The following is a 25946-nucleotide window of genomic DNA, read 5'->3' as shown; positions in this document are numbered from 1 at the left end:
TCAATCAAGAGACCTTCAAGCGGCCGGAGGCGGTGCGAACGCAGCCCGCAGCCTGGCCTGCGCAGCCGGGGACGCGGCCGTGTGGTCCAGCCCGAGCAGCGCCGCCCCGACCACCGGCGGTACGTCGACCACCTTGGGCACCGCTTTCGGCGCAACCTCAGGCAGCAGACGTACGACGCGATCCACCAGCACAGCGTGGCCGGCGGTCAGCACACCGCCGCCGAGGACGACCGTGACCGGCTCGGTGAGAAGGTCGAGTCGCCGCAGCACGCTGACCGCCATCGCGACGATCTCTTCCGCCTGTTGCTGCACCACCCCGAGGGCAACGGCATCGCCGGCCGCGGCGACCTGGAACAGCAGCGGTCCGGCCTCGAGTTGGCGCTCTGCCGGCAGATCGCCGAAGTGGAACGCCTCGATCACCGCACTCAGTGTCGGCAGCCCGAAGTGCGCCGGCAGTGCGGTCGACAGTGCGGTCGCGGGACCGCGGCCGTCCTCCGCGCGGGCCGCCGACCAGAACGCCTCCTCGGCAAGTTGCGGCCCACCACCCCAATCGCCGGTCAGCTTGCCCAGCGCGTGGAACCGGGCGGTGCGTCCATCCGGCAACAGGCCGGAGCAGTTGATGCCGGCGCCGCACACCACCGCGACGCCGCGCGGCTCGTCGACGCCCGAGCGGAGTAGCGCGAAGGTGTCGTTGGTGACGTACACCGACTCCGCCCAACCGTAGGACTCGAAGGCTGCAGCCAGTCGCTCCTCCTCGATCGGGAGATCCGCATTCGCGAGGCACGCGGAGATCTGCTGCACCAGTGGTACGTCGCCGAGCGTCAGCCCAGACTTCGTCGCGGCAGCCCGCACCAACGGCTCCAACCCAGCTATGGCGGCGTCCGGTCCGACTATCTGCGGTTCGAACCCGCCGCCCCGCGCCGTACCGAGGACTGTTCCGTCGGCCGAGACCAGCGCGACATCCGTCTTGCTGTTGCCTGCGTCGAAGGCGAGGACGCCGCCGGGGACCGTCACGCCCATGGCAGAAACGCCTTGTTGTGCGCGAGTAGCCGGTCCGTCAGTTCGCGCGCGATGGAGATCTGCCCGACCAGCGGATGCGCCAGCAAGGCCTCGAACACTCGCTCCGAACCGCCTTTGATTGCGGCCTCCAACGCCAAATCCTCGTACGCCGTGACATGCGCGACCAAACCGGCGTACAAGGGCTCAAGCGGTGCGATCGGTTCTGGTGTGGGGCCTTCGGCGCCGATCGTTGCCGGCACCTCGATCACCGCGTCGTCCGGCAGGAACGGCAGCGTGCCGTTGTTGAGGGCGTTGACGACCTGGACGTCGCCGATGTTGTTCAGCAGCGACGATGCGAGCGCGACCGCAGCCTCGGAGTAGTACGCACCACCGCGCTGCTCGAGCAGTGCGGGCTTCTCGTCCAGCATCGGATCGGCGTACATCTCCAGGAGTTGCTTCTCCAGGGCAGCGACCTCGGCGGCGCGTGACGGCTTGGTCAGCAACTCCTGCACGACCTCGTCGTGCGCGTAGTAGTAGCGCAGGTAGTACGACGGCACGACGCCCAGCTGCAGCAGCACCTCAGCCGACAGATAGAGATCGTCGGTGAGCTCACTCATGTGCTCGGCGAACAGCTTCGGCAGCATGTCCTCGCCGTTCACGCGGACGGCGCGCTCCCAGGTCAGGTGGTTGAGTCCGACGTGGTCCAGCGACACCTGGTCCGGCGTGACACCCAGCATCGCGGCGAACCGCCGCTGGAACCCGATCGCCACATTGCACAGTCCGACGGCCTTGTGCCCCTGTGACAGCAGCGCCCGTGTCACGATCCCCACGGGGTTGGTGAAGTCGATGATCCACGCGTCCGGATTGGTACGCCGTACGCGCGCTGCAATGTCCAGGACGACGGGGACTGTCCGCAGGGCCTTCGCCAGGCCGCCGGCGCCGGTCGTCTCCTGGCCGACGCAACCGCACTCCAGCGGCCACGTCTCGTCTTCGTTCCGGGCGGCCTGACCGCCGACCCGCAGTTGCAGCAGTACGGCGTCCGCACCGTCGATGCCGGCGTCGAGGTCGGACGTGGTGATCACCCGGCCGGGATGACCTTGTTTGGCGAAGATGCGGCGAGCCAGTCCGCCGACCAGCTCGAGCCGGTCGGCGTCGGGGTCGACCAGGACCAGCTCGGAGACCGGCAGCGAGTCAGTCAGGCGGGCGAAACCGTCGACGAGTTCGGGCGTGTAGGTGGATCCGCCGCCTACGACTGTGAGTTTCATCCGGGCTCCTGCGGGATGGGTGGACCTGCGGTGTCGAACACTTCGTCGCGGGTGGTGCTGAGGGCGGACTGCAACGCGCCGGAGAGCACGGGGTCGATGTGGATCGCGGTCAGCAGCAAGCGCGGGCGGGGTACGGCGAGATCCGCGAGCTCGTCCTGGACCAGGCCGCGCAGGCGTTCGCCGCCGGCCGTGATCACACCGCCTGCCAGGACGATCAGCTCGGGGTCGACGACCGCGACGATCGCTGCCAGACCGACGGCGAGCCGGTGGGCGAACTCGGCCAGGACTGCATCGCCGGCGCCTTCGCTCTCGAGTGCAGCCGCGATCGCGGCCTCGGGCGTCCGGGCTTTCAGGCCGTGCGAGCGGGCCAGCTCCAGCACCTGTTCCCCACCGGCGAGCTCCTGGAAACCGCCCGCGTTGTTGCGGCCGACGTTGCGGACCAGCGGCGTACCGGGCAGCGGGAGGAAGGCGACCTCGCCGGCGCCGCCGGTGGCGCCGCGGTGCAGCCGGCCGTTGATCACGACCGCCGCGCCGATACCCTCCTCGCCCCAGAGCAGCACGAAGTTGTCGGTGTCCCGGGCGTGGCCGATCTGCTGCTCGGCGACGGCGGCCAGGTTGACGTCGTTCTCGACCTCCAGCGGTGCGGTGATCGCCGCAGCCAGCTCGTCGAGCAGATGCGGGGCGTGCCAGCCGGGCAGGTGGGTCGCGTACCGCAGCCGGCCGGTGGTCGGGTCGAACCCGCCCGGCGTACCGATCGCGACGCGGTGCATCCGTTCGCGCGTCAGTCCGGCCTCGCCGGCGGCGCCGTCGATCGCCTTGAGCACACGCTCGACGGTTCCCTTGGCGCTGCGGCCCGGGGTGGGCAGCTCGTAGCTGCCGACGACCTTGCCGGTCAGGTCAGCGACCGCGGAGCGGATCCGGGTCGGTGTGACGTCGAGGCCGGCGACGTACGCGATGCCGCCGTTGATCTCGTACAGCTGGGCGTTCGGGCCCGGGCGGCCGGCGCTGGTGCCGCTGGCGCGGACCAGACCGGCGGCTTCCAGCCGGGCGAGCAGCTGCGACGCGGTCGGCTTCGACAGGCCGGTGAGGTTGCCGAGAGTGGTGCGGGACAGCGGTCCCTGGGACAGCAGCAGGTCCAGGGCGGCGCGGTCGTTCATCGCCCGCAGCAGGCGGGGAGTTCCGGGTGTCGTTGCCATGAGCTAACCCTGCCTCCCTGCGCCGCTCCCGTGTGGTCGGCTCGCTGATCTCCAAGACTGTTAGGAAAGTTTCCTATTAACGCGAGACCGTACGACGGACCGACGCAGGTGTCAATCAATCCGGCCGAGCAGGCGGATCGGATCGTCGTACTGGATCACGGGCGGGTGGTGGAGTCCGGTACGCAGGAGTCGCTGCTGGCCGACGGTGGGTCGTACGCCCAGCTGTGGCGCAGCTGGGCGGGAGTGCCTACGCCTGACTCGCCAGCAGGGCGAACGACACGAGCCAGTGTGTCGACATGAAGCCGCCATCGGTCACCGTCGGCAGAACCGCCTCGAGCTGACGGTCGGCTCCTTGGCGCAGCACCTCGGCGACGTCAGGGAGTGCCGGTGCGATGGTACGGAGCTGCCAAGCTCGCGACAACGCCAGCCCGGACAGGTGTGCGAGTTGTCCATCGCCAGTGTCGTCGGTGATCGGCACCTCCAGCAGATGCTGGTGGGCGTCGCCGCCGAGGCCGGGCAGGAAGGCAGTCAGCCAGGTGGCGAACTCATCGGCCGGCAGCACGCGACGCATCAGCTCGGCCTCAGTCAGCGCGGGTGACAGGAAGTCGGTGCCGGACGGCTCGAAGCGCGTGTCGTACGCCGTGTCCGCGCCGAACCACTCGATCGCGCGGGCCCGGATCGCATCGACCACATCGGCTCGACCGAGGTCGTCGTACGCCTCGAGGAGCAAGGCGAGCGCGAACGCGCTGTTGAGGTGGACGCCGTGCCGGACCGGGTAGGCCTGGCGCGGCAGCCACTCGAGCACGAGCTCGGCGATCGTGTCGCCTAGCGGGGTCAGGGCGTCCGCCCAGTTCTTTGCCTGCGGCAACTTCTGCGCGGCGGCGACCAGCATCGCCGCCCAGGCCCAGCCGTACGGGCGTTCGTACGACGGCCGATCCCGCAGGTACGCCGCCTCGGTCGCGATCGCCCCCGGGGTCAGTCGTTGGTCGAGCACCTCGATCGGGCGGTGACCGGCCTGGTCCGGTGCCAGCGTCAGCAACCGGACCAGGGACCACTGCATGTGTGCACTGGAGTGCCAGTCGTACGAGCCGTGGAACGCCGGGTGCAACCGGTCCGGCGTCACGTCCACGTCGTCCGGACTCGCCGACGCGTGGGCGGAGCCGTACGGATACGGGGTTTCGAGCACCTCACAGGCGATGGCGGCCCAGGCGGCGGCGTACTTCATGGGACTCCTTTCAGTGTCCTGTAAGCGATGTGGCTCGGCGCTATCGGCGCCCAGGCACGCACCTCGCGGCACTTGCCCAGCGCCCACGATGCTCCGCATCGAGGCCACTGCTCAAGCACCCCGATGCACGCACCTGGACACCGCTATCGCTCAAGCCACATCGCTTACAGGACACTAGAACGCGAAGACGTACATCAGGACGATGTTGCAGGCCAGCAGGGGAACGGCGGTCGGGACCTGGGCCTTGATCGGGCCGTACTGGTCCTTCATCTCGAGCAACGCTGCCGGGACCAGGTTGAAGTTGGCGGCCATCGGCGTACACAGAGTGCCGCAGAAGCCGGCCAGCATGCCGATCGCGAAGACGACCGCCGGCGTACCGTCGAACTGCTGCACCAGCAGCGGCCAGCCGACCGCCGCCGTCATCACCGGGAACGCGGCGAACGCGTTGCCCATGATGATCGTGAACACCGCCATCCCGATGCAGTACAGGGCCACCGCGGCGATCAGCGAGCCTTTCGGGATCAGGTGGTCGGTCACTCGGCCGACCGCCGTACCGACCCCGGAGGCGTTGAAGAGCAGGCCGAGCGTCGCCAGCATCTGTGGCAGGATCGCGGTCCAGCCGATGTGCTCTAGCAGCCGCCGTCCCTCGTGCATCGGGACCGCAGGGGACTTGGGCTTGAGCAGCACCATGCCGACCGCGAGCGCCAGCAGCGACGCGACACCGAGGCCGATGATGGTGGCGGAGCCGGACTGCAGCAGGAGCTTGCCGTCACTCACATGCACCTTGGCGAGCCAGGCGCCGAAGATGGCCGCGACCACCGGGATCACCAGTGCCGGCAGGAAGAGCTTGTTGCCGAATCGGTCGGCGAAGCGCATCCGCTCCTCCGGACTGGTGGTGCGCTCCTTGCCCCGGCCGGGGAAGCCGGCGCCGGCCAGCAGCGCCAGTCCGATCACCGCGATGCCGAGCAGCCAGGACGGCGCCTGCTTGTTCACGACGAATGTGCCATAGCCGAACGAGAGACCGAGGATGCCCCAGAACGCCGCGGAGCCGATCCGCTTCGGGTTGCTGCGGTCGTTGATCACCTGCGCCGCGATCAGGACGAAGAAGATGCCGCAGAGCCAGTAGAACCACTCGACCTTGATCACTGCGCCACCTCCTTCGCGTTCGCCTGGTCCTCGGCAGCGAGCTTGTCCAGCTGGCGATCCAGCAGGAACAGCCGGACGCCGTGGATCAGCAGCGCGCAGATACCGGTCGGGATCGCCCAGAGCGCGATGTCGATCGCCTCCAGGTGCAGGCCGTACGTCGTGTCGACGAAGCCGGTGATCAGCAGGATCGAGCCGATCGCGACGAAGATGTCCTCACCGAAGAACAGCCCGACCGTGTCGGCGCTGGCGGCGAAGCCCTTGATCTTCTCCTGCACCCGCTCCGACAGTGAGCCGTAGCGGCGCTCCGCGGCGCCGGCGGCCATCGGATGGATGAGCGGCCGGACCGCTTGGGCGGGACCACCGATGCTGGTCAGGCCGAGGGCCGCCGTACCTTGCCTGATCAGCAGGTAGACGGCCAGCAGCCGGCCGGTGGTCATGACTTTCAGCTTGCCGATCAGCTTGCGGGCCTGGTGTTGCAGGCCGTAGCGCTCGATCAGCCCGATCACGGGCAGCGTGACGATGAAGACGGTGACGGACCGGCTGCCGGCGAAGCCGTCGCCGAAGGCGTTCAGGATCTTGACCGGTGACAGGCCGCCGATCAGGCCGGCCACGATGCCGGCCGCGGTCACGACCAGCATCGAGTTCAGCCGAAGGGCGAACCCGACGACGACCACCGCGATGGCGAGCAGAACCCACATGGTTCCTCCCGGGGACGGAACGGTGTTGCATCGATTGACGCGAGTCCGGCCACCATAAGAGATTGTTGAACGATCCTGCAATGCATCATTCGAACAAGTTTCTTCGGAGAATGATGAAACGCGCCGTGACCGCGTGGGTCCGGCGCGTTGTCGTCGTACTGGATCGTTAGGGGAGGCGCCAGTCGATCGGGGTGGCGCCCTGCTCGACCAGGAGGGCGTTGACGCGGCTGAACGGGCGGGAGCCGAAGAAGCCGCGATCGGCCGACATCGGGCTCGGGTGCGCGCTCTCGACGTACGGCGTACTGCCGAGCATCGGCTTCAGGGTCTGGGCGTCACGGCCCCACAGGATCGCGACCAGCGGGCCGCCGCGGTTCACCAGCGCGTGGATCGCCTGCTCGGTGACCGTCTCCCAGCCCTTGCCGCGGTGCGCGCCGGACTTGCCCGGCTGCACAGTCAGCACTCTGTTGAGCATGAGGACGCCCTGATCGGCCCACGGCGTCAGGTCGCCGTTCGACGGAGCCGGTACGCCGACGTCCGCCATCAACTCGCGGTAGATGTTGGCCAGGCTGCGCGGAATCGGTCGGACGTCCGGCGCCACTGAGAAGCTGAGCCCGACCGGGTGGCCAGGGGTCGGGTACGGGTCCTGGCCGACGATCAGTACTTTGACCTGCTGCAGCGGACTCTTGAACGCGCGCAGCACGTTCTCCCCGGCCGGCAGGTACGGCCGCCCGGCCGCGATCTCCGCCCGGAGGAACTCGCCCATCCGTGCGACCGTCTCTTCCACCGGCGCCAGCGCTTCCGCCCAGTCCGGCGCCACCAAATCCGTCAACGTCTTCGGGCTCACCCGCCACAGTTTCGCAGTACGCCGCCCACCCCCGCACCTCGGGTTGTCGACACCTGTTCGCGTGTTGGTCAGCCCCCCGCCTCGTCCACCACGGTACAAAGGACCCGGCCCCGCAAAGGTATGAGCTTGCGGGGCCTTTGCTTGTCGTCAGCGGGTGGCGAGGCGGCGGAGGGTTTGGGTGTAGCGGCGGGCGGCGAGGTGTTGGGCCTTGCGGGTGGCGGGGCCGCCCAGGCGGGTGTACCAGGTGGCGGGGCGGCTGTAGGCCCGGACGGTGAAGTGGATGCCGTCGGCGTCGCGGGTGACGACGAAGGACTCCTCGCCGGAGGCTGGGTGGCCTTCGAGGGTGCCATAGGCGAAGCCGATGCGGTCCGGTTCGTCGACGGTCCAGACGACGCGACAGGGGACAGGAAAGCCGAGCAGGCCGACCGGGGACAGGGTGCGGAGGCGGCCGACGAGCATGCCGGCGCCCATCCGGCCGAGACTGTTCGTGCCGATCGCGGGTGGGGTGTCGGTCGCCGTCATCGGTAGTCCGGCGGCCCGATGCATACGCCATGCCAGCAGCGCCTCACCGGCTCGCCGGAAGACCTCGTCACCCACGCCGATCTGCTCCCGGTACTCGAGCCGGTGGTACCCCTGTGGCGTCTCGTCGTACCGCGTCGACCCGACCACGTCGTAGTTGAACCGCAGTCCGGCCAGATCCTCCAGCCTCATCGAACCCCTTCCATCAGCCGTCGCCACGCCAGTACCCCGCACAACGCGAACCCGACCGCGTTCGCCAGGCCGTGTGTCGCAACCATCCACTCCAACGGTAGGTACGGCGTACCAATGACATGCCCCAAGGCCCAAATCAACGCCAGCACCATGGTCACCACGAGGACCGACGCAGAAGAGATCAGAAGTGCGGCGGTGGCACGGCCGGCCTGGCGCGACCTCCGCCAGAGGTTCCACCCGACCAGCCACATCCCTGCGGTCAGTACGGCGGCACCCGCGAGTTCCACCGCGTCGCCGACGAAGAAACCGAGCAGGACGATCCCGGTGCCGAGCGGGACGCTGATCGCGGCGACCGTGGTCGTCGTACCGGGACGATCGGAGACCAGATAGGCGATCAGGGCGGCCGCGAAACCGGCGAAGTGGAAGTGGGCGACGGTCAGGGTCAGAACGGTCAGGCTGAAACCGAACAGTTCGTACGACGAGCGCTCGGCGACCAACGCGAGTGCGGCGATGGACGGCGTCGCCAATGCCGTGTAGAGCGCGATCTCGCGAGGGCGGATCGCCTTGTGCTGCAGGAGATGCCGACCGGCCAGCGTGATGAGCACGAGCGTGCCGGCGAGGTAGGTCGACGCGAAGGTGATCGAGACCGGGCCGCGCGGCAACCAGAGGGCGAGCGCTCCGGGGATGGCGAACGCGAACCACCAGCGAGTGCTGGTGGTTCGCGTCGGGAGGAGGGTGAGGCCGAGGGGTACGACGACGAGCATGCCCAGGCTCACCACGGCATGGACGAGGACGGTCAAGCGCTCTTGAGACCGCTCGTGCTGTCCTGCTTGAGGGCGTTGAAGAGCGCCAGCGCCTTCTTCTGGTCCCACCTCACCGCCACGCTGCCGTCGGACAGGCGGTAGTTGTCGTCGCTGATCGGGACGGTCAGGGTGACGCCGCCGCTGCCGGAGACCGCGCGCATCCCGCGAGCGAAGCGGATGAAGTCGAACAGGCTCATGTCGTTGTCGACGGTCAACGCGTCCACACCCTTGGTGGCGACGTTGAAGTAGCGCACCGGGTTGAGGAACGTCGACGGCGAGCTGGCCTTCTTCGCCACCGCGCCGACCATCGCGCGCTGCCGCTCCACCCGGCCGAAGTCGTTGTTGCCGTCGGCCTTGCGGGACCGGACGTATCCGAGCGCGTTCACACCGTCGAGTTCCTGGCAGCCGGCCGGCAGGTCGATGTGCGCGTCCTTGTCCTTCATTGCCTTGGGCAAACACATCTCGATGCCGCCGACACTGTCGATGACGGAGGCGAAGCCGCCGAAGCCGACCTCGACGTAGTGGTCGATCCGCAGGCCGGTCGCGTTCTCGAGGGTCTCGATCAGCAGCGCCGGGCCCTTGTTGAACGCAGCGTTGATCTTGTGCTTGCCCTTCATCCCCGGGATGGTCACAGCACTGTCGCGCGGGACGCTGATCAGCGCCGTCGGTCCGGAGTCGGGCACGTGCATGATCATGATCGTGTCGGTCCGGGCACCGCTGTCGGAGCCGGTGTGCAGCCGGGCCCGCTCAGCACGGCTCAGGTCCTCGCGGGCGTCCGAGCCGACCATCAGGTACGTCGTTCCAGGGGTTTCGGCCGGCCGGTCGCCGGTCGGCATCGCGTCGATCTTGTCGATCCGGCTCCAGGCGTAGAGCGGGACCGCGACGAGCATGAGGATGAACAGCAGGACGATCAGTCCGACGGTCCGGAGGAACCAGTTGCGCCGCTTCTTCGGTCGTGCCTGCGGCGGCCGGCTCACGTAACGTGGGTCGTTGGGCTGCGGTTGACTCATACCCACGACCGTAGCGGTGCCGGGTGCCGCCGCACGTCACCCCACTGAACGGTTTTACACGTCGGAAAGTCGATCCTGCCTCCTCCGGAAGGACGAAATCAGGCCCGAAACCGAACCAGAACGCCGGAAGCCGCCGGGCGAAAGCCCTACCCGGGCGGTGAACAGGCGGGTGAAGTACGCCGGATCGTCGTACCCGACCTGCCGGGCGACCACGGCGACGGGCAGGTCCTCCTCGGCGAGCAAAACCTTTGCAGTGTTGAGTCTTGTGGTCAGGACCAGTTCTTGCGGCGTGGAGCCAGTCGTACGACGGACTGCCTCGCGCAACTCCTTCACGGTCAACCCGAGCTCAGTGGCGTAGTCCTGAATGCTCATCGGCGTACACGCCAACTCACTCAACCGCCCGGCCACATCATCAGCACGCGGCGGTGCCGCGGCCGCGAGAAGCTCATACAGCGCAGCCACTGTCTGTACGGCGTCATGCGTCGTACAGACCCGCAGCAGCCGGGTGAACGCGCGGTCGACCGGTCGCGCGTCGGCATACCGTCGTACGGGCTCGGACGGGTTGAGATGGCCCAGTGTGGTGAGTGCCGCGGTGGCCGGACCGCTGAACAGCGCCCACGCCTGACGCCAGCGAGTCGTCGGCCGATAGCCATGCAGTACGCCGGGATAGAGCCAGAGCATCGCCGGTGCCTTCACCTCGTGCAACCGGCGGTCGGGACCGTGCAGCAACTGCCCACGGCCTTCCTTGATCCAGACGAGAGCGTGGCAGCCGAGGGCTCGCTCCGGAGGTGCGTCGGGCGGGTGGTCCTGTTCGCCGGCGCCGAGGCAGAAGAGTCCAAGTTCACGCTCGGGAGCGCCGGGGGTCAGGTAGATCGACCAGTTCGGCATGACACAAGAGTCCAAGAATCGGATCCCGGCTGTCCATTCCGGTGCGGCCGCGGCCCGGCTGCAATGGACGTGTGCTGACTTCGAACGGGTATGTGCTGGATGAGCGGCGGCTCGGTGAGCTGAGCGTTGTACCGGAGCGGGAGCGTCGGGACCGGCCGCGGTTGCGGGAGAGGCTGCAGCGGGACGGGTACCTGTTCCTGACCGGGCTGCTGGATCCCGAGGACGTGCTGGCGTTCCGGCGCTACTACTTCGGGCTCATCGGGTCGGTGACCGAGCGGGCGGCGTACCGGAAGGTGCTGTTCGGTCAGATCGTGCCGGGGACGGAGTACGCGGCCTTTTGCGCGCAGCCGGCGCTGAAGGGGTGGTTCGAGTGGTTCCTGGGTGGTGAACCGTTCCTGCACCAGCGGAAGATCATCCGGCAGACTGCACCGGGCGAGAACGGCATCGGTACGGCGACGCAGGCCCACTACGACCTGGTGTACCTGCGCGGGGGGAGCGATCAGGTGCTGTCGGCGTGGATCCCACTGGGTGAATGCCCGGTCAGTCGCGGCGGCCTGACCTATCTGGAACGCAGCCACCACAGAGTCCTCGCGGACGAGGCCGCAGGACGACTCAAGCGACCCGCCGCCTCCATGACCGCCGACCTGCCGGGCCTGGCCGAGGAGTACGACGCCAACTGGCTGGTCACCGACTATGCCGCCGGAGACGTCGTGATCCACACCGCCCACACCATCCACGCGGCGCTCGACAACGTGTCCACCGACATGCGGCTGTCCACCGACATTCGCTACCAGCGGGCCGACGATGCGATCGACGGCCGCTGGCAGAACCACTGGCACGACCAGGACGGACTGTGAGCATCTGAAGACGCCGACCTCGCCGGCGAAGTTCCCGCTCCGGCGCAGTCGACCGGATTCCGGGCGCTTCTCGCTAACGACAATCATTTCGGTTACGGTGCCGATCGAAGGGTTAGCGAATCGGAGGAGAGCCGTGAACCGCAACGAGCTGGTCGCCGGGGTGGCGCAGAAGGCGGGCATCCCGCGGAACCAGGCCGAGAAGGTCCTCGACGCGCTGGGCGACGTCGTCACCGAGGCCGTGCACAAGGGCGACAAGGTGTCGCTGACCGGTCTGCTGAGCATCGAGCGGGTCCTGCGCGCACCACGCACCGGCCGCAACCCGCAGACCGGCGAACCGCTGGCGATCCCGGCCGGCTACTCCGTGCGCCTCTCGTGCGGCAGCCGCCTCAAGGCTGCCGCACGAGGTGACCTCCGGACCGTTTCCTGACCCCCGATCACCCCTTCAGGAAGCGGATCGGGTCGCACTGCCCGTCGTCGACCGAGTGCTTGACCGGCGAGAGCTCGAGCGCCGCGGCCCAGTACTGCGTGGTCGGCTCAGGCGGTGTGGTGAACCGCGCGTTCGGCAGGTAGAGCCGGTTCCCGAACGCCGCCGCCGTGGTCGGTACGTCGAAGTCCTTGCTGGTGACGCGCTGGACCACCGTCCCCTTGGTGCCGCCGTCGTTCAGGCTGACGACCGCGACCGTGTTCAGCACGTTCTGGACGACGTAGAGGGTCATGTCGATCAGCAGGAGGCCGTCGCCGTTCGTCATCACCTCGGCGCCGAGGTCGACCCGCCTCGTCACGCCGGTGCGCGGGTCGACCCGGAACAAGAAGCCCGTCGACGACTGCACGATGATCAGGCCGCGGCCATCCGGGGTCAGCGAGATGCCGTTCGCGTTGGTGGCGCCGGCCGTGTGCTGGTAGTCGCCGCTGAGCGGAACGGTCTTCACCGCGGACTGCCCGGCCAGCCGGCCGTGCCGGCCGAACGGAACCTTGTAGAGCACCGGCTGCTGCGAGTCGGTGAACCAGGCCGCGTCCTTGCCCAGGATCACGTCGTTCACGAACGTCGTGGTCGAGGTGGTGAACGTGTAGCCGGCCAGGATGCGGCCGGTCCGGGTGTCGATCACGCGGCCGTTGCCACCGCCGGCGCCGGCCACCCACAGCCGTCCGGAGCGGTCCACCTTCATCCCCAGGGAGGCGGTGCCCGGTCCCTGGCTGAACACCTCCCCGGTGCCGGTCCTCAGGTCTGCCCGGTAGATGTCACCGTCCACCCGAGAGCCGAAGAACGCCTTGCCGCCGGCGATCGCGATGCCTTCCGGCTGGAACCCGTCCGGCAGGTCGATCCGGGCCGGGAACTTGGTCGTGGTCTGCGTCGTGGCGTGGGGCGTGGCGTGGGTCGTGGTCTGGGTCATGGTTGGGGCGGCGTCGGCCGGCGAACTCACCAGGCCCAGTAGCAGAGCGGGCACACTCAGCACTGTGGTGAGCCGGCGGACAGGGTTAGACATGGGCGGGCCCTCCTGATCCGATGTCCTTTACAGGGACAACGGCGCATCCCTGTGGATGGTTCAAATACTGGTCCGTGCCAGCGGGTACTGTCACTGGCAGCAACTCGACTTCGGCAACAAGGGGCAGGGATGACAGCAGGCATCGACAGTTCCGGCACGGTGCGCCCGCAGGACGATCTGTACCGGCACGCGAACGGGCAATGGCTGGCCGAGCACGAGATTCCGGCGGACAAGGCCATCTACGGCGCCTTCCACGCGCTGTGGGACACCGCCGAGCAGGACGTCCGCGCGATCGTCGAGAAGACCGCCGCGGCCGGGCATCCGGACGGCACCGAGGCGCGCAAGATCGGCGACCTGTACGGCAGCTTCATGGACGAGGACACGATCGAGCGTCTCGGAGCCGAGCCGATCGCCGAGCAACTGGCTCTGGTCCGTGCCATCGAGGACGTCCCCGGGCTGGTGTCGGCGCTCGGGCAGCTCGAGCTGCAGGGCGTGCCGGGGCTGTTCCACTACTGGGTCGACGCGGACGCGAAGAAGTCCGACGAGTACGTCGTGTACCTGATGCAGGGCGGACTCAGCCTCCCGGACGAGTCCTACTACCGCGAGGACAACTTCGCCGCCGAGCGGACGGCGTACGTCGCGCATGTCGCACGGATGCTGGAGCTGGCCGGACTGCCCGACCCGGCTGGGTCCGCCGAGCGGATCATGGACCTGGAGACGCGGATCGCCGGTCACCACTGGGACCGGGTGAAGAACCGCGACGTCACGCTGACGTACAACAAGGTCGACCGGTCCGGCCTCGAGGCACTGACGCCGGACTTCGACTGGTCGGTGTGGCTGGCGGGTGCCGGCGTACCGGAGAGTGCTTTCGAGCAGGTCGTCGTTCGCGAGCCGGACTTCTTCACCGGAGCCGCCGCGGCCGTTCAGGACGCCGGGCTGGACCGCTGGAAGGAGTGGCTGAGCTGGCGGATCGTGCACAGCGCGGCGCCGCTGCTCAGCAGGGCCTTCGTCGACGAGAACTTCGCCTTCTACGGCACGACGTTGACCGGTGCCCCGGAGCTGCGCGAGCGTTGGAAGCGCGGCGTCGGCGTGGTCGAGCAGGCGCTGGGCGAGGCGCTCGGCCAGCTGTACGTCGCCGAGCACTTCCCGCCGGCCGCGAAGGCCCGGATGGTCGAGCTGGTGCAGAACCTGGTCGAGGCGTACCGGCAGCGGATCGAAACGCTTGACTGGATGGGCGCGGACACCCGGCAGCGCGCGCTCGACAAGCTCGGCAGCTTCATGCCGAAGATCGGCTACCCGGACAAGTGGAAGGACTACAGCGCGCTCGAGATCGACCCGGCCGACCTGTTCGGCAACGTCCGCCGGTCGGTCGCGGTGGAGACCGCGCGTGATCTGGCGAAGCTGGGTCAGCCGATGGACCGGACCGAGTGGAAGATGACGCCGCAGACGGTCAACGCCTACTACAACCCGCCGATGAACGAGATCGTGTTCCCGGCCGGCATCCTGCAACCGCCGTTCTTCGACGCCGACGCCGACGACGCGGTCAACTACGGCGCGATCGGCGCGGTGATCGGGCACGAGATCGGCCACGGTTTCGACGACCAGGGCTCGCGGTACGACGGCGACGGCAACCTGAACGACTGGTGGACCGACGACGACCGGGCCGCGTTCGAGCAGCGCACCGACAAGCTGGTCGCGCAGTACGACGTCCTCGAGCCGGCCGAGACGCCCGGGCAGCACGTGAACGGCAAGCTCACCCTGGGCGAGAACATCGGCGACCTGGGCGGCCTGTCGATCGCGTACGTCGCCTACCAGTTGTCGCTGGACGGCGCCGAGCCGCCGGAGGCCGACGGGCAGCGGTTCTTCATCTCCTGGGCACACGCCTGGTCGACCAAGACCCGGCCGGAAGAGGCGGCACGGCGGCTCGCGATCGACCCGCACTCACCGCCGGAGTTCCGCTGCAACGCGGTGGTGAAGAACATCGACCAGTACCACCAGACCTTCAACAGCGCCGAAGGCGACGGCATGTGGCTGGCCCCGGAGGAGCGCGTCCGGATCTGGTAGCAGACAAGCGAAAGGGGCCGCACCGATCCTGGTACGGCCCCTTTCGGCTGTTGTTCAGGAAGCCATCCAGTTGTGGATGCCCTCGACGTCGCGAGGCAGCGCGTCGGACAGGTTCTCGGCGCCGTCGTCGGTGACGAGGATGTCGTCCTCGATCCGGATGCCGATGCCGCGCAGGTCCTCCGGCACGGTCAGGTCGTCGGCCTGGAAGTACAGACCCGGCTCGACCGTCAGCACGTAGCCGGTCTTCAGCTCGCCCTTGCGGTACTTCTCCGACCGCGCCGCCGAGCAGTCGTGCACGTCGAGCCCGAGCATGTGGCTGACGCCGTGCAGCGTGTAGCGCTGGTAGAGCATGCTCTCCGGGTCGAGTGCCTCCTCGGCCGAGACCGGCAGCAGGCCCATCGCGTCGAGGCCGTGGACGATGACCTCCATCGCCGCCTCGTGCGCGGCGCGGAACCGTGCACCGGGCTTGACCGCCGCGATGCCGGCGTTCTGCGCGTCCAGCACCAGTTGGTAGAGCTCGCGCTGGCGCGGGGTGAACTCGCCGTTCACCGGCAGCGTCCGGGTGATGTCCGCGGTGTACAGCTGCCGGTTCTCGACGCCCATGTCGAGCAGCATCATCGTGCCGTTGTCGACCGTTCCGTCGTTCTCGATCCAGTGCAGCGTGGTCGCGTGCGGTCCGGAGGCGGCGATCGAGCTGTAGCCGAGATCGTTGCCCTCGGCCCGGGCCCGGCGGAAGAAGGTGCCCTCGATCCAGCGTTCGCCGTACTCGCGGACCTTGTCCATCTCGGCGAGGACGTCGGAGAAGCCGCGGTGCGTGATCGCGACCGCGTCCCGGAGCTGCTCGAGCTCGAACGGATCCTTGACCAGCCGCAGCTCGGACAGCGTGGCCGCCAGCTCGTTGTCCTTGAGGTCGTCGGTCCGGGCGCCGCTCAGCAGCGACGCGATCGACTCGTCCTCGTCCCGCCGGACCCGGGTGGGTACGTCGCCCTTGAGCGCGTCGGCGAGCTGGTCGACGTGCCGGGTCTCGATCCCGAACTCCTTGGCGGTCTCGGTCAGCGACGGACGCCGGCCGGCCCACAGCTCGCCGTACATCCGGTCGCGCCAGAACTCCTCGCCCTCGCTGCGGTCCGCGCGGGGCCGGAAGTACAGCACCGAGTCGTGGCCGCTGGTGCCGTTCGGCTCCAGCACCAGTACGGCGTCGGAGGTCTGGTCGCCGGCCAGCCAGACGTAGTCGGTGTGCGGCCGGAAGACGAAGTCGGTGTCGTTCGAGCGGACCTTGTAGGTGCCGGCCGGGATGACCAGTCGCTCACCCGGGAACGCCTGCGACAGCGCGTCCCGCCGCTTGGACGCCCACACGCCGACGTCGCTGAGCGTCACATCGTGTCGCTCCGAGTCGGCCCAGCCCGAGTTCATGAACGCGCGCAGCTTCGGGTTCGGCTCGTTGTCGTGCGACGCGGTCTTCGGTGCGGCCTCGCCGGTGGTGGTGGCGGAGCTGTCAGCGGTGGGTTCGGTCATCCTGGACCAGTCCTCGTCTCAGCGCGCGGTGTGCAGTTGGTCGCCCCGGAGCGTGCCCGTGTCAGGCAGGGCCTCGGCGGGGTCCGAGCCGATGCGGGTGATCGCATTGTGCTCGTCCACGAAGACTACGCTCGGTTCGAAGACCTTGGCCTCGGTGGTGTCGAACATCCCGTAGGCGATCAGGATGACCAGATCGCCCGGATGGATCAGGTGCGCCGCGGCCCCGTTGATGCCCACCACCCCGGACCCGCGCGGCCCCTCGATGAGGTACGTCGACAGCCGCTGACCGTTGGTGATGTCGACGATGTCGACCTTCTCGCCGGCCAGCAGATCGGCCGCGTCCATCAGGTCCGCGTCCAGCGTGCACGACCCGACGTAGTGCAGATCCGCCTGCGTCACCGTGGCCCGGTGGACCTTCGACTTCATCATCTCGCGCAGCATGCGCGTCATGATCCAGGCAGGCCCGGATCCTGTCAGTGGCGGCGGTCACCCAACTACCGAGGTGTCCAGGGCGTCAGACTGTCCCAGAGGAGGGCGGCTCATGCGTGTGGTGATGCTGTGTGGTGGTGAGAGCTCGGAGCGAGACGTCTCGCTGTCCGGTGGCTGGGCGTTGGCGGGTGCGCTGACCGAGCGCGGCCACGAGGTGTCGGTGATCGACCCAGCGGCAGCCGAGCAGGTGCTGGCGGAGAGGGTGGAGGGGAACGGAACGTCGTACCCGATCCCGAAGACACCGCCCGCGATGGACGGGCAGCCGCTCTGGCGGGAACGCATGTACTCCGCACTGACCGGTGGCGACGTACTGCGCCGGATGCGGGCGGCGGACCGGGTCTTCATGGGGCTGATCGGTGGCTGGAGCGAGGACGGTCACGTCCAGGCGCTGCTGGAGATGGCCGGCATCTCGTTCACCGGCGCGGGCAGTGCGACCTGTGCGCTCAGCTGGCAGAAGGACCGCTGCCAGGCGCTCCTCGGCGCGTACGGCGTTCCGGTCGCGGAGCGAGTCGTACTCCGGCCGGGCGGCGGACTGCCGGATCGGGTGAAGGAGTTTCTGGATGCCGGCCCGGTCGTCGTGAAGCCGATCGCGGACGGCTCGAGTGTCGACGTCCGCCAGGTCCGGACCCTCCAGGAGCTGGCCGCGATCACGCCGCGCACCGACCTCCTGGTCGAGCCGTTCCTGCCCGGTCGTGAGTTCACCGTCGGCGTCGTCGGCGATCAGGTCCTGCCGGTCGTCGAGATCGAGCTGTCCACGGCGATCTTCGACTACGAGACGAAGTACCAGCCGGGTGCCGCCCGGGAGATCTGCCCGGCCGAGGTGACGCCGGACTTCGCTGCTCGGCTGCAGGAGTTGGCCCGCACCGCTCACGATGCGCTCGGCGCTCCGGCGTACTCCCGGGCGGACTTCCGCTGTGACGCGGCCGGCAATCCGTACTGCCTGGAGGTGAACGCTCTGCCTGGCTTGGCTCCGGTCAGCCTCGTCCCGCGAGCCGCCGCCGCGCACGGCTGGAGCTACGCCGACCTGGCCGAGCAGATCCTGAACCTGTAGGCGGACCTGCAGCACTCACCAACCTCGCAGAATCCGGCAACCGGGAGCCCGGCCGAGCGTGCGCCCGCGGGGGCGACCGGAGTTGGTGAGTGGCGGAAGTCCGCTCCTCAGACTGCGGCTGCTTGCGCCGCGAGTTCGCGCAACCTTTCGTACCGCGGTCGGAGCGCGGCGACGCGGTCGACGTCGGCCTTGGCCGGTGTGAGGTGTTCGCCGCCGGGCTGTGGTGACAGGCCGAGGGCCACGGCTGCGGCGCCGCGTGCCCCGACCTCGGCCTCGGCGCAGACCGTGGTGGGCCGGGCGAAGGTCGCGGTGAGGCAGCGGCGCCACCAGGCCGAGGCGTCGATGCCGCCACCACCGAGGACGACGGACAGCTCACGCCCGAACAGCGAGTCCAGCATCCGCAGCCCGCGGTCGACCTCCAGCGAGGCGCCCTGCATCGACGCGGCCAGCAGGTCCGCAGCGGTGTCGTCGAACGACAGGCCGAAATACACCCCGGATCCGCTCGGCACCGTCGCCGGCGGCCTGGTCCCGGCCTGGAACGGGATCGCGATCACCCGAGACCCTCCGATCTCCACACCGGTCGGCTCGTCCGAGGTCAGTTGCAGTACGCCGGTCAGCCACGCATGCAGGTTCCCGGCGGCCGAGAACGCCATCCCGGTCACCGCCCGCTTTTCGTCCACGCGGTACCGCCACAACTCCCACGGCAGCTCCGGTGCACCGTCGATCGGATGCACCACTCGCACCGCGGCCGACGTCCCCACGGTCACCGCCGCGGTCGTCTCGTCGTACCCACCGGTTCCGACGTTCGACGCGGCGCCGTCACCGGTCGGCGGATGCACCGGTACGCCGACCAGCTCGGGCCACCGGCGTTCGTACTCGGCGGACAAGTGAGCGACCCAGCCGGTCGGCACGATCGACGGCAACCGGTCCGCCTTGACTCCGGCGATTTCCAGCGCCTCGTCGTCGTACTCGCCGGTGGCGAGGTCGAGAGTCCCGGTGCCGGAGGCGATCGACACCGACGTGACCCGCTCGCCGGTCAAGCGCTCGATCACCAGGTCGGGCAGACCGGCGAAGCCGGCTGGGGATCCTTCGGACAGCAGCCAAGGGATCCGCCGTGTCCAGTAGAGGCGGTGCAGCCAGGATCCGGTCCGGGCGTGGAAGGCGTGCTCGTCGAACGACGAGCCGAGGTCCAGGTGGACCGACCGTGTGTCCGCCCAGGTGACCACCGGCGTCAGCGCGTCGCCTTTGTTGTCCAGGGCAACGATCGAGTGCCACTGCGACGAGACCACGATCGCACCGATGTCGTCGAGGTGCCCGTTCTGCTGCAGCTCGTCCAGGCAGCCGAGCAGGCCCTCGACGTACTCGTGCAGGTCGATAGTCGCCGAGCCGCCGGTGCCGTAGGTGGGAGAGATCTTGTGCCGGGCCAGTGCGCCCGGGACCGGCGCGGCATCGCCGGCCGTCAGTACCAGGGCCCGCGACGACGACGTACCGAGGTCGAGCGCGAGCACCCGGCCGTCAGTCGTCGTCATGCAGCGCCTTCAGGAAGGACTGGGCCCAGACGTTCACGTCGTGCGCGGCCAGGTGCTTGCGCATCGCCTTCATCCGGCGGCCGAGCTGGCGGTCGTCGGTGTTCATCGCGTCGACGATGGTGTCCTTCATGCCGTTGATGTCGTGCGGATTCACCAGGAAGGCCTGCCGGAACTCGTCCGCGGCCCCGGCGAACTCGCTCAGCACCAGCGCACCGGTGTCGTCGTACCGGCAGGCGACGTACTCCTTGGCGACCAGGTTCATGCCGTCGCGCAGCGGCGTCACCACGGCCACATCGGCGGCCCGGAACAGCGCGGCCATCTCGGTCCGCGAGTACGACGTGTGCTGGTAGTTGATCGCCGGAGTACCGATCCGGCCGTGCTCGCCGTTGATCCGGCCGACCAGCAGCTCGATCTCGTCGCGCAGCACCCGGTACTGCTCGACCCGCTCGCGCGACGGGGTCGCCACCTGGACGAAGACGGCATCGTCGACGGAGATGCGCTTCTCGTCCAGCAGTTCGCCGAACGCGCGCAGCCGCTGCCGGATGCCCTTGGTGTAGTCGAGCCGGTCCACTCCGAGCAGGATGTGCGCCGGGTCGCCGACCTCCTTGCGGATCTCGCGGGCGCGCTGATCGGTCTCCGGCTGGCGGGCCAGCTCCTCCAGCTCGCCGACGTCGATCGAGATCGGGAACGCCTTGGCCCGGACGATCCGGTCGTCCGGCAGGTGGATCCGGTCGCCGCGGGTGCGCAGACCCATCCGGTTGCGGGCCAGGCGGGCGAAGTTCGACGCCGCGCCTGGTCGCTGGAAACCGACCAGGTCCGCACCCATCAGCCCGTCCAGGATCTGACGCCGCCACGGCATCTGCGCGAACAGCTCGGTCGGCGGGAACGGGATGTGCAGGAAGAAGCCGATCCGGACGTCGGGACGCAGCCGGCGCAGCATCGCCGGCACCAGCTGCAGCTGGTAGTCGTGCACCCAGACGTCGGCGTTGTCCTCGGCCGCGTCCGCCGCGGCCTCGGCGAACCGACGGTTCACCGCGACGTACGACTCCCACCATTCACGATGGAACTCCGGCGCCACGATCACGTCGTGGTACAGCGGCCAGAGCGTCGCGTTCGAGAAACCCTCGTAGTACAGCTGAACGTCCTCGGCCGACAGCATCACCGGGACCAGGTGCATGCCGTCGTTCTCGAACGGGTCGACCTTCTCGTCGGCGCTCCCGGTCCAGCCGATCCACGCACCGTGGGCGCGCTGCATCACCGGAGCCAGGGCGGTGACGAGACCACCCGGGCTGCGCCGCCACGCCGTACTGCCGTCGGGCATCTCGATCCGGTCGACCGGCAGCCGGTTGGCCACCACTACGAAGGAACTTCGTCCGTTCGGCATATTCGGTTCATCCACTCAGGTCGTCGTCGTCACCGGGGTAACGGACCCCGATCTGTCTCCGTGTCTCGTCGAGGAGTTCGAGGATCCCGACCGTGGCGGCATGCGGCAGCGACGGGACCTCAACCAGTCCGTCGCGCAGCGCCTGCATCACTGCGGCGGCTTCGTAGTGGTACCCAAGCCCATGCGTCGGTACGTCGATCCGCTCCGCTCCGGACGCCGTACTGCGCACGTAGTACTCCGGGTGGTGGAAGCGGTGTGGGAGTTGCAGGCTGCCCTCGGGGCCACTCACCGAGGCTGTCCAGGGGTTCTGTGAGCGCAGGCCGCAGGTGATCGCGGCCACCGGACCGGAGTCGTACCGCCAGGCCATGGCGACGTTCAGATCGACGCCGTCGTCGTTGAGGGAGCCGACTGCCTTGATTTCGGCGGGTCGCCCGAGGGCCATGTAGGCGAACGTCATCGGGTAGATGCCGCCGTCCATCAGCGAACCGCCGCCGAGCGCCGGGTCGAGCAGGCGTGCGGGCAGCGACGGCTTGTGGAACGCGAAGTCCGCGACGACCTGCTGCGGTTCGCCGATCACGCCGTTGTGCAGCTCGGCGAACATTGCCTGGATCACCGGGTTGGTCCGCATCCACATCGCCTCGGCGAACAACGTGTTGTGCTCAGCGGCGACGGCGATGAGGTCCTGGGCCTGCTTGGCGGTGAGTGTGACCGGCTTCTCACACAGGACCGCGATCCCGGCCTGCAGCGCGGCGCGGGCGACCGCGTAGTGCTGTGGGTGCGGCGTACCGATGTAGATCACGTCGACCGTGCCGGATTCGATCAGCCGGCGGTAGTCGTCGTAGGAGTGCTCGATGCCGAACTCGGCCGCGAACCGGTCCGCGTTCTGCTGCGACCGCGATGAGACAGCGGTCACCACGGCGTCGTCGGCGAGTAGCTTCAGGTCTCTCGTGAACGACGTGGAGATGTTGCCAGTAGCAACAACGGCCCACCTGACACGATCTACAACCACTGTGTGAACTCCGGGGTCGGAAACGGTCCGTCTGCCTTGATTCTCGCCGTTTCGAACGCATGAGCCAAGCGAATGAGCGTGGCGTCACTCCGGCCGGTACCGCTGAAGGTGATCCCGACCGGCAGTCCGGAGACCGTTCCGGACGGCACCGAGAGCAGCGGATAGCCCGCCAGCGCGGCATGCGAGGACGAGCTGCCGAGCACGTGGTCGCCGTTCACCAGGTCGATCGCCCAGGCCGGCGAGTACGACGGCGACACCAGGGCGTCGAGCTGGTTGTCCCGGAGCAGGTTGTCGATGCCGTCCCGGCCGGCCCGCAGCGCGGTCAGCCGGGAAGCGACGTAGATCGGGGAGCCCAGGCCCTCGGTCTCAGCGGCCCGCTCGAACAGCTCCTGACCGAACCACTGGAGCTCGACGTCCGCATGCTCCTTGTTGAAGGCGATCAGATCGTCCAGCGTGCGTGGACCGCCGGGCACACGGGTGGACAGGTAGGCAGCCAGATCGACCTTCAGCTCATGGGCCAGCACCTGCAACTGGTCCTCCTCGCCACCGGGCGTCGGTAGCGACAAATGGTCCACCAGCGTGGCGCCACAGCGACTGAGGAGCTCCAGAGCCCGCTCGCTGACCTCGTCGAGGCCGGTCGAGTAGCCCCACAGCGGTCCTCGCGGTACGCCGATCCGCAGGTCACTGAGATCGTCACCACGGCAGTGCTCTGTGTAGTCGGTGTCACCGCCGGTCAACACGGTCAGCAGGGCGGCGGCCTGGAGCACGGTCCTGGTCATCGGACCGGCCGTGTCCTGCGAGTGTGAGATCGGCACGATGCCCTGCTGCGAGACCAGGCCGACGGTGGGCTTCAGGCCGACGATGCCGTTGAGCGCGGCGGGGCAGACGATCGACCCGTTGGTCTCGGTGCCGATGGCGTAGTCCGCGAGCCCTGCGGCCACGGCTGCGCCGGATCCACTCGAGGATCCGCCCGCCGAGCGGTTCAGCGCGTAAGGGTTGCGCGTGAGACCGCCGTACGCGCTCCAGCCGGAGGAGGACGACGACCCGCGGAAGTTGGCCCACTCGCTCAGGTTGGTCTTGCCCAGGACGACGCAACCGGCCGCACGCAGCCGGCGTACCAGTGGGGCGTCCTCGGGTGGCGGCGGCTGATCGGCCAGCGCCAGCGAGCCGGCCGTGGTCGGCAGATCGGCGGTGTCGATGTTGTCCTTGACCAGAATCGGTACGCCGTGCAGCGGGCCGCGGACATGCCCATCGTCACGCTCTGTGTCGAGTTGGGCGGCATGGGTGAGAGCGGCAGTGTTCGGCGTGCAGATGGCGTTGACCAGCGGGTCCACCTCACGGCTCCTGGCCTGCAGCTCTTCCACCAGCTCCACTGCCCGGAATTCCTTCCCCACCCCACCACCCCGGTCGGAGAGAGTTGAGCTCACACCGTCGATCCTGCCAGAGTTGGCCACGTCTGGCTGTCCGCTCAACGACACGCTTCGTGTCGGTCACCGGTGAATGACATCGCTGTTGTTCAGCACGTAGAGTGGAGCGCGGACGGACGATCACCGACCGCACAGGAGTCATCAACAGATGGACAGCGCCAACGCCAGCTCTCCCGGTCCTGCCGAGGCTGCGCCGCCGGCTGTTGCCGGGCTCTCCGAGCGTGACGGCGCCATCCTCGCCTTCGAGCGGCACTGGTGGAAGTACGCCGGTGCGAAGGAACAGGCGATCCGGGACCAGTTCCAGATGTCGGCCACCCGGTACTACCAGGTCCTGAACGCGCTGATCGACCGGCCCGAGGCTCTCGCCCACGATCCACTGCTGGTGAAACGGCTGCGCCGCCTGCGCGCCGCCCGGCAGCGAGCCCGCTCCGCACGCCGGCTGGGCATCGAGGTCTGAGAATGTCCCGCCCGACGGACGAACGGGGCCAGGTCCTCTCGTCCCTCGTCGCCGTGCTCGCCGTCGTCGCGATCGTCGCCGGCCTGCTGGTGCTGTTCGGCACGCGCGGCGGCGACAGCACCGCGGACCAGCCGGCCACCGCGACGACCCCGAAGCCGAGCACCAAGCCATCGACCGGGCCGTCGACGATCGTCGCGAGCGTGCCGAAGCCTGGTGAATCCGAGACGCCGGTGCCGCCTACCGAGCCCACCAGCGCGCCGACCGAAGAGCCGACGCCGCCGCCGGCCACGGAGCCGACGACCGCGCCGCCACCGGCGACCGAGCTGGCGATCCCGCCGGCCGAGCGGCCCGCGGTCGAGGTCTACAACAACACTGGACACAAGGGCCTGGCCGACTCGGTCGCCGGCCGGGCGCGGCAGGCCGGCTGGACCGTCGCCGGTGCCGACAACTGGCACGGCAAGATCGCCGAGAGCACCGTGTACTACCCGCCGGGGATGCTCGACGCCGCCAACCAGCTCGCCCGCGATCTCGGCATCAGCCGGACCAAGGGCGCGCTGGACAACATGAAGAAGGACCGCCTCACCGTGATCCTCACCTCGGACTACACCGGATGAGTACTCCGGTCATCCAGACGGACGCAGGTCAGGAGGGCTGGGAGGCGATCGTCGCTGACCCGGCCGGAGCCGTCATCTCATCGGACTTCGACGGGGTGCTGTCGCCCCTGGTCGAGGACCCGGCGCGGGCTCGTCCGGTCGACGGCGCGCTGGACGCGCTGGCCCGGCTGGCCCGGTCGGTCAAGCAGGTCGCGATCGTCACCGGTCGTCCTGCCCTGGTGGCGACCGAGCTCACGGGTGTCACCGGCCACGCTGGTTTGGGGAGTCTCGTCGTACTCGGGCACTACGGTCTGGAGCGGTGGGATGCGTCAACTGGCCGGGTGACCAGTGAGCCGGTGCCTGAGGGCGTCGCTGTGGCTCGTTCGCGGCTGCCAGGGTTGCTGCAGGAGGCTGGTCTGTCTGAGGCCTTCGTCGAGGACAAGGAGAGCTCGCTGGCGGTGCACACCCGCCGGCTGCCCGATCCGGTCGGCGCGCTGGAGCGACTGCGTACGCCGTTGACCGAGTTGGCCGCGGCCACGGAGCTGCGGCTGGAGCCGGGGAACCTGGTGCTCGAGCTGCGGCCTCCCGGCATCGACAAGGGTGTCGCACTGCGCGGTCTGATCGAGTCGACCGCCGCTCAGTCGGTTCTGTACGCCGGGGACGACCTTGGCGACCTGGCGGCGTTCCGGGCGATCGACGAGCACCGCAAAGCCGGACTGCGGGCGGTGCTGCTGGCCACGCGGTCATCGGGCGCGACCGAACTGATCGAGGCCGCAGACATCGTGGTCGACGACCCGACCGGCGTGGTGACGGTCCTCACGGCCCTTTCGGACGCGATCGCAGCCCGCTGAACGCCTGCGTCAGGGTCTGACCGATCGGCTGGATCGGCCGCTCGACGTACCCGCCGTCCTTCAGGCCGGCGAGCCGCTCGAACGGGTTGCGTGACGCCGGGTCGCCGGTGAGCAGGAACGAGACGATCACGCCGACGACGTACAGCGGAAGCATCAGGAACCCGAGCAGCCAGAAGTACTGCCACGAGTGCCGCTCCTCGTGCCGCACCAGCGCCTCGTCGTCGAAGTACGACCGCTCGTGCTTGCTCAGCACCACGTTCCCGATCGTGAACGCGCCCGCCAATGGGAACTTGATCCTGTACCCGTTGGCGAAGAACAACCCCCGCGGCCCCCGACTGACCCGAGCCCGCCCGATCACCCCGACCAGCAACCCCGCCACAGTCGACAGATTCAGGAAGTTCCCCACCACCTTCACCCACTGCCACCCACCCATGGGGCTCAGTATCGAGCC

Annotated in this window: 26 protein-coding genes; 7 read left to right on the top strand and 19 right to left on the bottom strand. The window is 68.8% G+C overall.

Features of this window, described 5'->3' with window-relative positions:
• Nucleotides 1-15: 15 nt before the first annotated feature.
• The 11 genes from E0H75_RS30425 to E0H75_RS30370 all read right to left on the bottom strand — a co-directional run bounded on the left by E0H75_RS30425 (nucleotide 16) and on the right by E0H75_RS30370 (nucleotide 10785).
• Nucleotides 16-1020: an N-acetylglucosamine kinase gene (locus E0H75_RS30425; protein WP_131517104.1), complete on the bottom strand. Its 1005-nt coding sequence runs from the start codon at nucleotides 1018-1020 to the stop codon at nucleotides 16-18.
• The gene (locus tag E0H75_RS30420; protein WP_131517103.1) at nucleotides 1011-2264 is read right to left on the bottom strand and encodes a 6-phospho-beta-glucosidase; all 1254 of its coding nucleotides are present in this window, start codon (nucleotides 2262-2264) and stop codon (nucleotides 1011-1013) included. The genes E0H75_RS30425 and E0H75_RS30420 overlap by 10 nt, the downstream gene beginning before the upstream one ends.
• Nucleotides 2261-3460, bottom strand: coding sequence for an ROK family transcriptional regulator (locus E0H75_RS30415; RefSeq protein ID WP_131517102.1), 1200 nt, complete (start codon nucleotides 3458-3460; stop codon nucleotides 2261-2263). Before E0H75_RS30415 ends, E0H75_RS30420 begins: the two co-directional genes overlap by 4 nt.
• Before the next feature lie 247 nt (nucleotides 3461-3707).
• Nucleotides 3708-4685, bottom strand: coding sequence for a DUF2891 family protein (locus E0H75_RS30405; RefSeq protein WP_131517100.1), 978 nt, complete (start codon nucleotides 4683-4685; stop codon nucleotides 3708-3710).
• A gap of 174 nt (nucleotides 4686-4859) precedes the next feature.
• Entirely contained in the window at nucleotides 4860-5831 is a 972-nt protein-coding gene (locus E0H75_RS30400; RefSeq protein WP_131517099.1) for a DUF979 domain-containing protein, read from the bottom strand.
• A complete protein-coding gene (locus E0H75_RS30395) occupies nucleotides 5828-6529 on the bottom strand; it encodes a DUF969 domain-containing protein (RefSeq protein ID WP_131517098.1) in 702 nt (233 codons plus the stop codon). Before E0H75_RS30395 ends, E0H75_RS30400 begins: the two co-directional genes overlap by 4 nt.
• A 166-nt stretch (nucleotides 6530-6695) precedes the next feature.
• Entirely contained in the window at nucleotides 6696-7373 is a 678-nt protein-coding gene (locus E0H75_RS30390) for a uracil-DNA glycosylase (RefSeq protein ID WP_131352982.1), read from the bottom strand.
• 147 nt (nucleotides 7374-7520) lie between these two features.
• Entirely contained in the window at nucleotides 7521-8084 is a 564-nt protein-coding gene (locus E0H75_RS30385) for a DUF1990 family protein (RefSeq protein ID WP_131517097.1), read from the bottom strand.
• Nucleotides 8081-8884, bottom strand: a complete 804-nt coding sequence (locus E0H75_RS30380; protein ID WP_131517096.1) for a YndJ family protein — start codon at nucleotides 8882-8884, stop codon at nucleotides 8081-8083. Before E0H75_RS30380 ends, E0H75_RS30385 begins: the two co-directional genes overlap by 4 nt.
• A complete protein-coding gene (locus E0H75_RS30375; RefSeq protein WP_131517095.1) occupies nucleotides 8881-9897 on the bottom strand; it encodes an LCP family protein in 1017 nt (338 codons plus the stop codon). Before E0H75_RS30375 ends, E0H75_RS30380 begins: the two co-directional genes overlap by 4 nt.
• A 54-nt stretch (nucleotides 9898-9951) precedes the next feature.
• Entirely contained in the window at nucleotides 9952-10785 is an 834-nt protein-coding gene (locus E0H75_RS30370; RefSeq protein ID WP_131517094.1) for a helix-turn-helix domain-containing protein, read from the bottom strand.
• Between the two features lie 71 nt (nucleotides 10786-10856).
• On the opposite strand from E0H75_RS30370, the gene E0H75_RS30365 reads away from it, so the two are divergent.
• Together E0H75_RS30365 and E0H75_RS30360 are read left to right on the top strand one after the other, a co-directional pair.
• Nucleotides 10857-11642, top strand: coding sequence for a phytanoyl-CoA dioxygenase family protein (locus tag E0H75_RS30365; RefSeq protein WP_131517093.1), 786 nt, complete (start codon nucleotides 10857-10859; stop codon nucleotides 11640-11642).
• Nucleotides 11643-11775: 133 nt separating this feature from the next.
• The gene (locus E0H75_RS30360) at nucleotides 11776-12069 is read left to right on the top strand and encodes an HU family DNA-binding protein (protein ID WP_131352976.1); all 294 of its coding nucleotides are present in this window, start codon (nucleotides 11776-11778) and stop codon (nucleotides 12067-12069) included.
• A gap of 7 nt (nucleotides 12070-12076) precedes the next feature.
• On the opposite strand, the gene E0H75_RS30355 is transcribed toward E0H75_RS30360, so the two are convergent.
• Nucleotides 12077-13126 (bottom strand): SMP-30/gluconolactonase/LRE family protein, encoded by a 1050-nt coding sequence (locus tag E0H75_RS30355; RefSeq protein ID WP_131517092.1) that lies wholly within the window; start codon nucleotides 13124-13126, stop codon nucleotides 12077-12079.
• Between the two features lie 129 nt (nucleotides 13127-13255).
• On the opposite strand from E0H75_RS30355, the gene E0H75_RS30350 reads away from it, so the two are divergent.
• Nucleotides 13256-15190, top strand: a complete 1935-nt coding sequence (locus tag E0H75_RS30350; protein ID WP_131517091.1) for a M13 family metallopeptidase — start codon at nucleotides 13256-13258, stop codon at nucleotides 15188-15190.
• A 54-nt stretch (nucleotides 15191-15244) separates the two neighbouring features.
• Here the strand turns inward: E0H75_RS30350 and E0H75_RS30345 are convergent, their stop codons facing one another.
• Both E0H75_RS30345 and panD read right to left on the bottom strand, forming a co-directional pair.
• Entirely contained in the window at nucleotides 15245-16705 is a 1461-nt protein-coding gene (locus tag E0H75_RS30345) for an aminopeptidase P family protein (RefSeq protein WP_131517090.1), read from the bottom strand.
• Between the two features lie 18 nt (nucleotides 16706-16723).
• Nucleotides 16724-17146, bottom strand: coding sequence for an aspartate 1-decarboxylase (gene panD / locus E0H75_RS30340; protein WP_131517089.1), 423 nt, complete (start codon nucleotides 17144-17146; stop codon nucleotides 16724-16726).
• Nucleotides 17147-17246: 100 nt separating this feature from the next.
• Here panD and E0H75_RS30335 point away from each other — a divergent pair, with 100 nt between their 5' ends.
• Nucleotides 17247-18245: a D-alanine--D-alanine ligase family protein gene (locus E0H75_RS30335; RefSeq protein ID WP_131517088.1), complete on the top strand. Its 999-nt coding sequence runs from the start codon at nucleotides 17247-17249 to the stop codon at nucleotides 18243-18245.
• A gap of 107 nt (nucleotides 18246-18352) precedes the next feature.
• Here the strand turns inward: E0H75_RS30335 and E0H75_RS30330 are convergent, their stop codons facing one another.
• Genes E0H75_RS30330 through E0H75_RS30315 form a run of 4 tightly spaced genes read right to left on the bottom strand, consistent with a single transcriptional unit; the run spans nucleotide 18353 to nucleotide 23561 of the window.
• Nucleotides 18353-19774: an FGGY family carbohydrate kinase gene (locus E0H75_RS30330; RefSeq protein WP_131517087.1), complete on the bottom strand. Its 1422-nt coding sequence runs from the start codon at nucleotides 19772-19774 to the stop codon at nucleotides 18353-18355.
• On the bottom strand, nucleotides 19761-21158 hold the full coding sequence (locus tag E0H75_RS30325) for an alpha,alpha-trehalose-phosphate synthase (UDP-forming) (RefSeq protein ID WP_131517086.1): 1398 nt from the start codon (nucleotides 21156-21158) through the stop codon (nucleotides 19761-19763). Before E0H75_RS30325 ends, E0H75_RS30330 begins: the two co-directional genes overlap by 14 nt.
• A gap of 7 nt (nucleotides 21159-21165) precedes the next feature.
• On the bottom strand, nucleotides 21166-22167 hold the full coding sequence (locus E0H75_RS30320) for a Gfo/Idh/MocA family protein (protein ID WP_131517085.1): 1002 nt from the start codon (nucleotides 22165-22167) through the stop codon (nucleotides 21166-21168).
• A complete protein-coding gene (locus tag E0H75_RS30315) occupies nucleotides 22158-23561 on the bottom strand; it encodes an amidase (protein WP_238163353.1) in 1404 nt (467 codons plus the stop codon). The genes E0H75_RS30320 and E0H75_RS30315 overlap by 10 nt, the downstream gene beginning before the upstream one ends.
• Before the next feature lie 181 nt (nucleotides 23562-23742).
• Here E0H75_RS30315 and E0H75_RS30310 point away from each other — a divergent pair, with 181 nt between their 5' ends.
• Genes E0H75_RS30310 through otsB form a run of 3 tightly spaced genes read left to right on the top strand, consistent with a single transcriptional unit; the run spans nucleotide 23743 to nucleotide 25495 of the window.
• Nucleotides 23743-24051 carry a DUF3263 domain-containing protein gene (locus E0H75_RS30310; protein ID WP_131352967.1) on the top strand — a complete coding sequence of 103 codons (309 nt, stop codon included), beginning with the start codon at nucleotides 23743-23745 and terminating at the stop codon, nucleotides 24049-24051.
• Nucleotides 24052-24053: 2 nt separating this feature from the next.
• On the top strand, nucleotides 24054-24665 hold the full coding sequence (locus E0H75_RS30305; protein ID WP_131517083.1) for a LytR C-terminal domain-containing protein: 612 nt from the start codon (nucleotides 24054-24056) through the stop codon (nucleotides 24663-24665).
• Complete coding sequence (otsB, locus tag E0H75_RS30300; protein ID WP_131517082.1) at nucleotides 24662-25495, top strand: trehalose-phosphatase; 834 nt, start codon at nucleotides 24662-24664, stop codon at nucleotides 25493-25495. Before E0H75_RS30305 ends, otsB begins: the two co-directional genes overlap by 4 nt.
• Here the strand turns inward: otsB and E0H75_RS30295 are convergent.
• Nucleotides 25461-25928, bottom strand: a complete 468-nt coding sequence (locus E0H75_RS30295; protein ID WP_131517081.1) for a hypothetical protein — start codon at nucleotides 25926-25928, stop codon at nucleotides 25461-25463. The genes otsB and E0H75_RS30295 overlap by 35 nt on opposite strands.
• Between the last annotated feature and the right edge of the window lie 18 nt (nucleotides 25929-25946).

The sequence above is a fragment of the Kribbella capetownensis genome (genome assembly GCF_004331485.1).
Classification (GTDB): domain Bacteria; phylum Actinomycetota; class Actinomycetes; order Propionibacteriales; family Kribbellaceae; genus Kribbella; species Kribbella capetownensis.
Note: the sequence above shows the minus strand (reverse complement) of the source record. Positions and strands in the feature narration are given on the sequence as shown.

Bases quoted from the DNA above. Each gene is read 5' to 3' on its own strand.
- E0H75_RS30310 (WP_131352967.1), top strand. From the start codon at position 23,743: ATGGACAGCGCCAACGCCAGCTCTCCCGGTCCTGCCGAGGCTGCGCCG.
- otsB (WP_131517082.1), top strand. From the start codon at position 24,662: ATGAGTACTCCGGTCATCCAGACGGACGCAGGTCAGGAGGGCTGGGAG.
- E0H75_RS30415 (WP_131517102.1), bottom strand. From the start codon at position 3,460: ATGGCAACGACACCCGGAACTCCCCGCCTGCTGCGGGCGATGAACGAC.
- E0H75_RS30350 (WP_131517091.1), top strand. From the start codon at position 13,256: ATGACAGCAGGCATCGACAGTTCCGGCACGGTGCGCCCGCAGGACGAT.
- E0H75_RS30425 (WP_131517104.1), bottom strand. From the start codon at position 1,020: ATGGGCGTGACGGTCCCCGGCGGCGTCCTCGCCTTCGACGCAGGCAAC.
- E0H75_RS30375 (WP_131517095.1), bottom strand. From the start codon at position 9,897: ATGAGTCAACCGCAGCCCAACGACCCACGTTACGTGAGCCGGCCGCCG.
- E0H75_RS30405 (WP_131517100.1), bottom strand. From the start codon at position 4,685: ATGAAGTACGCCGCCGCCTGGGCCGCCATCGCCTGTGAGGTGCTCGAA.
- panD (WP_131517089.1), bottom strand. From the start codon at position 17,146: ATGCTGCGCGAGATGATGAAGTCGAAGGTCCACCGGGCCACGGTGACG.
- E0H75_RS30325 (WP_131517086.1), bottom strand. From the start codon at position 21,158: ATGCCGAACGGACGAAGTTCCTTCGTAGTGGTGGCCAACCGGCTGCCG.
- E0H75_RS30330 (WP_131517087.1), bottom strand. From the start codon at position 19,774: ATGACGACGACTGACGGCCGGGTGCTCGCGCTCGACCTCGGTACGTCG.
- E0H75_RS30370 (WP_131517094.1), bottom strand. From the start codon at position 10,785: ATGCCGAACTGGTCGATCTACCTGACCCCCGGCGCTCCCGAGCGTGAA.
- E0H75_RS30345 (WP_131517090.1), bottom strand. From the start codon at position 16,705: ATGACCGAACCCACCGCTGACAGCTCCGCCACCACCACCGGCGAGGCC.
- E0H75_RS30335 (WP_131517088.1), top strand. From the start codon at position 17,247: ATGCGTGTGGTGATGCTGTGTGGTGGTGAGAGCTCGGAGCGAGACGTC.
- E0H75_RS30295 (WP_131517081.1), bottom strand. From the start codon at position 25,928: ATGGGTGGGTGGCAGTGGGTGAAGGTGGTGGGGAACTTCCTGAATCTG.
- E0H75_RS30385 (WP_131517097.1), bottom strand. From the start codon at position 8,084: ATGAGGCTGGAGGATCTGGCCGGACTGCGGTTCAACTACGACGTGGTC.
- E0H75_RS30420 (WP_131517103.1), bottom strand. From the start codon at position 2,264: ATGAAACTCACAGTCGTAGGCGGCGGATCCACCTACACGCCCGAACTC.
- E0H75_RS30395 (WP_131517098.1), bottom strand. From the start codon at position 6,529: ATGTGGGTTCTGCTCGCCATCGCGGTGGTCGTCGTCGGGTTCGCCCTT.
- E0H75_RS30305 (WP_131517083.1), top strand. From the start codon at position 24,054: ATGTCCCGCCCGACGGACGAACGGGGCCAGGTCCTCTCGTCCCTCGTC.
- E0H75_RS30355 (WP_131517092.1), bottom strand. From the start codon at position 13,126: ATGTCTAACCCTGTCCGCCGGCTCACCACAGTGCTGAGTGTGCCCGCT.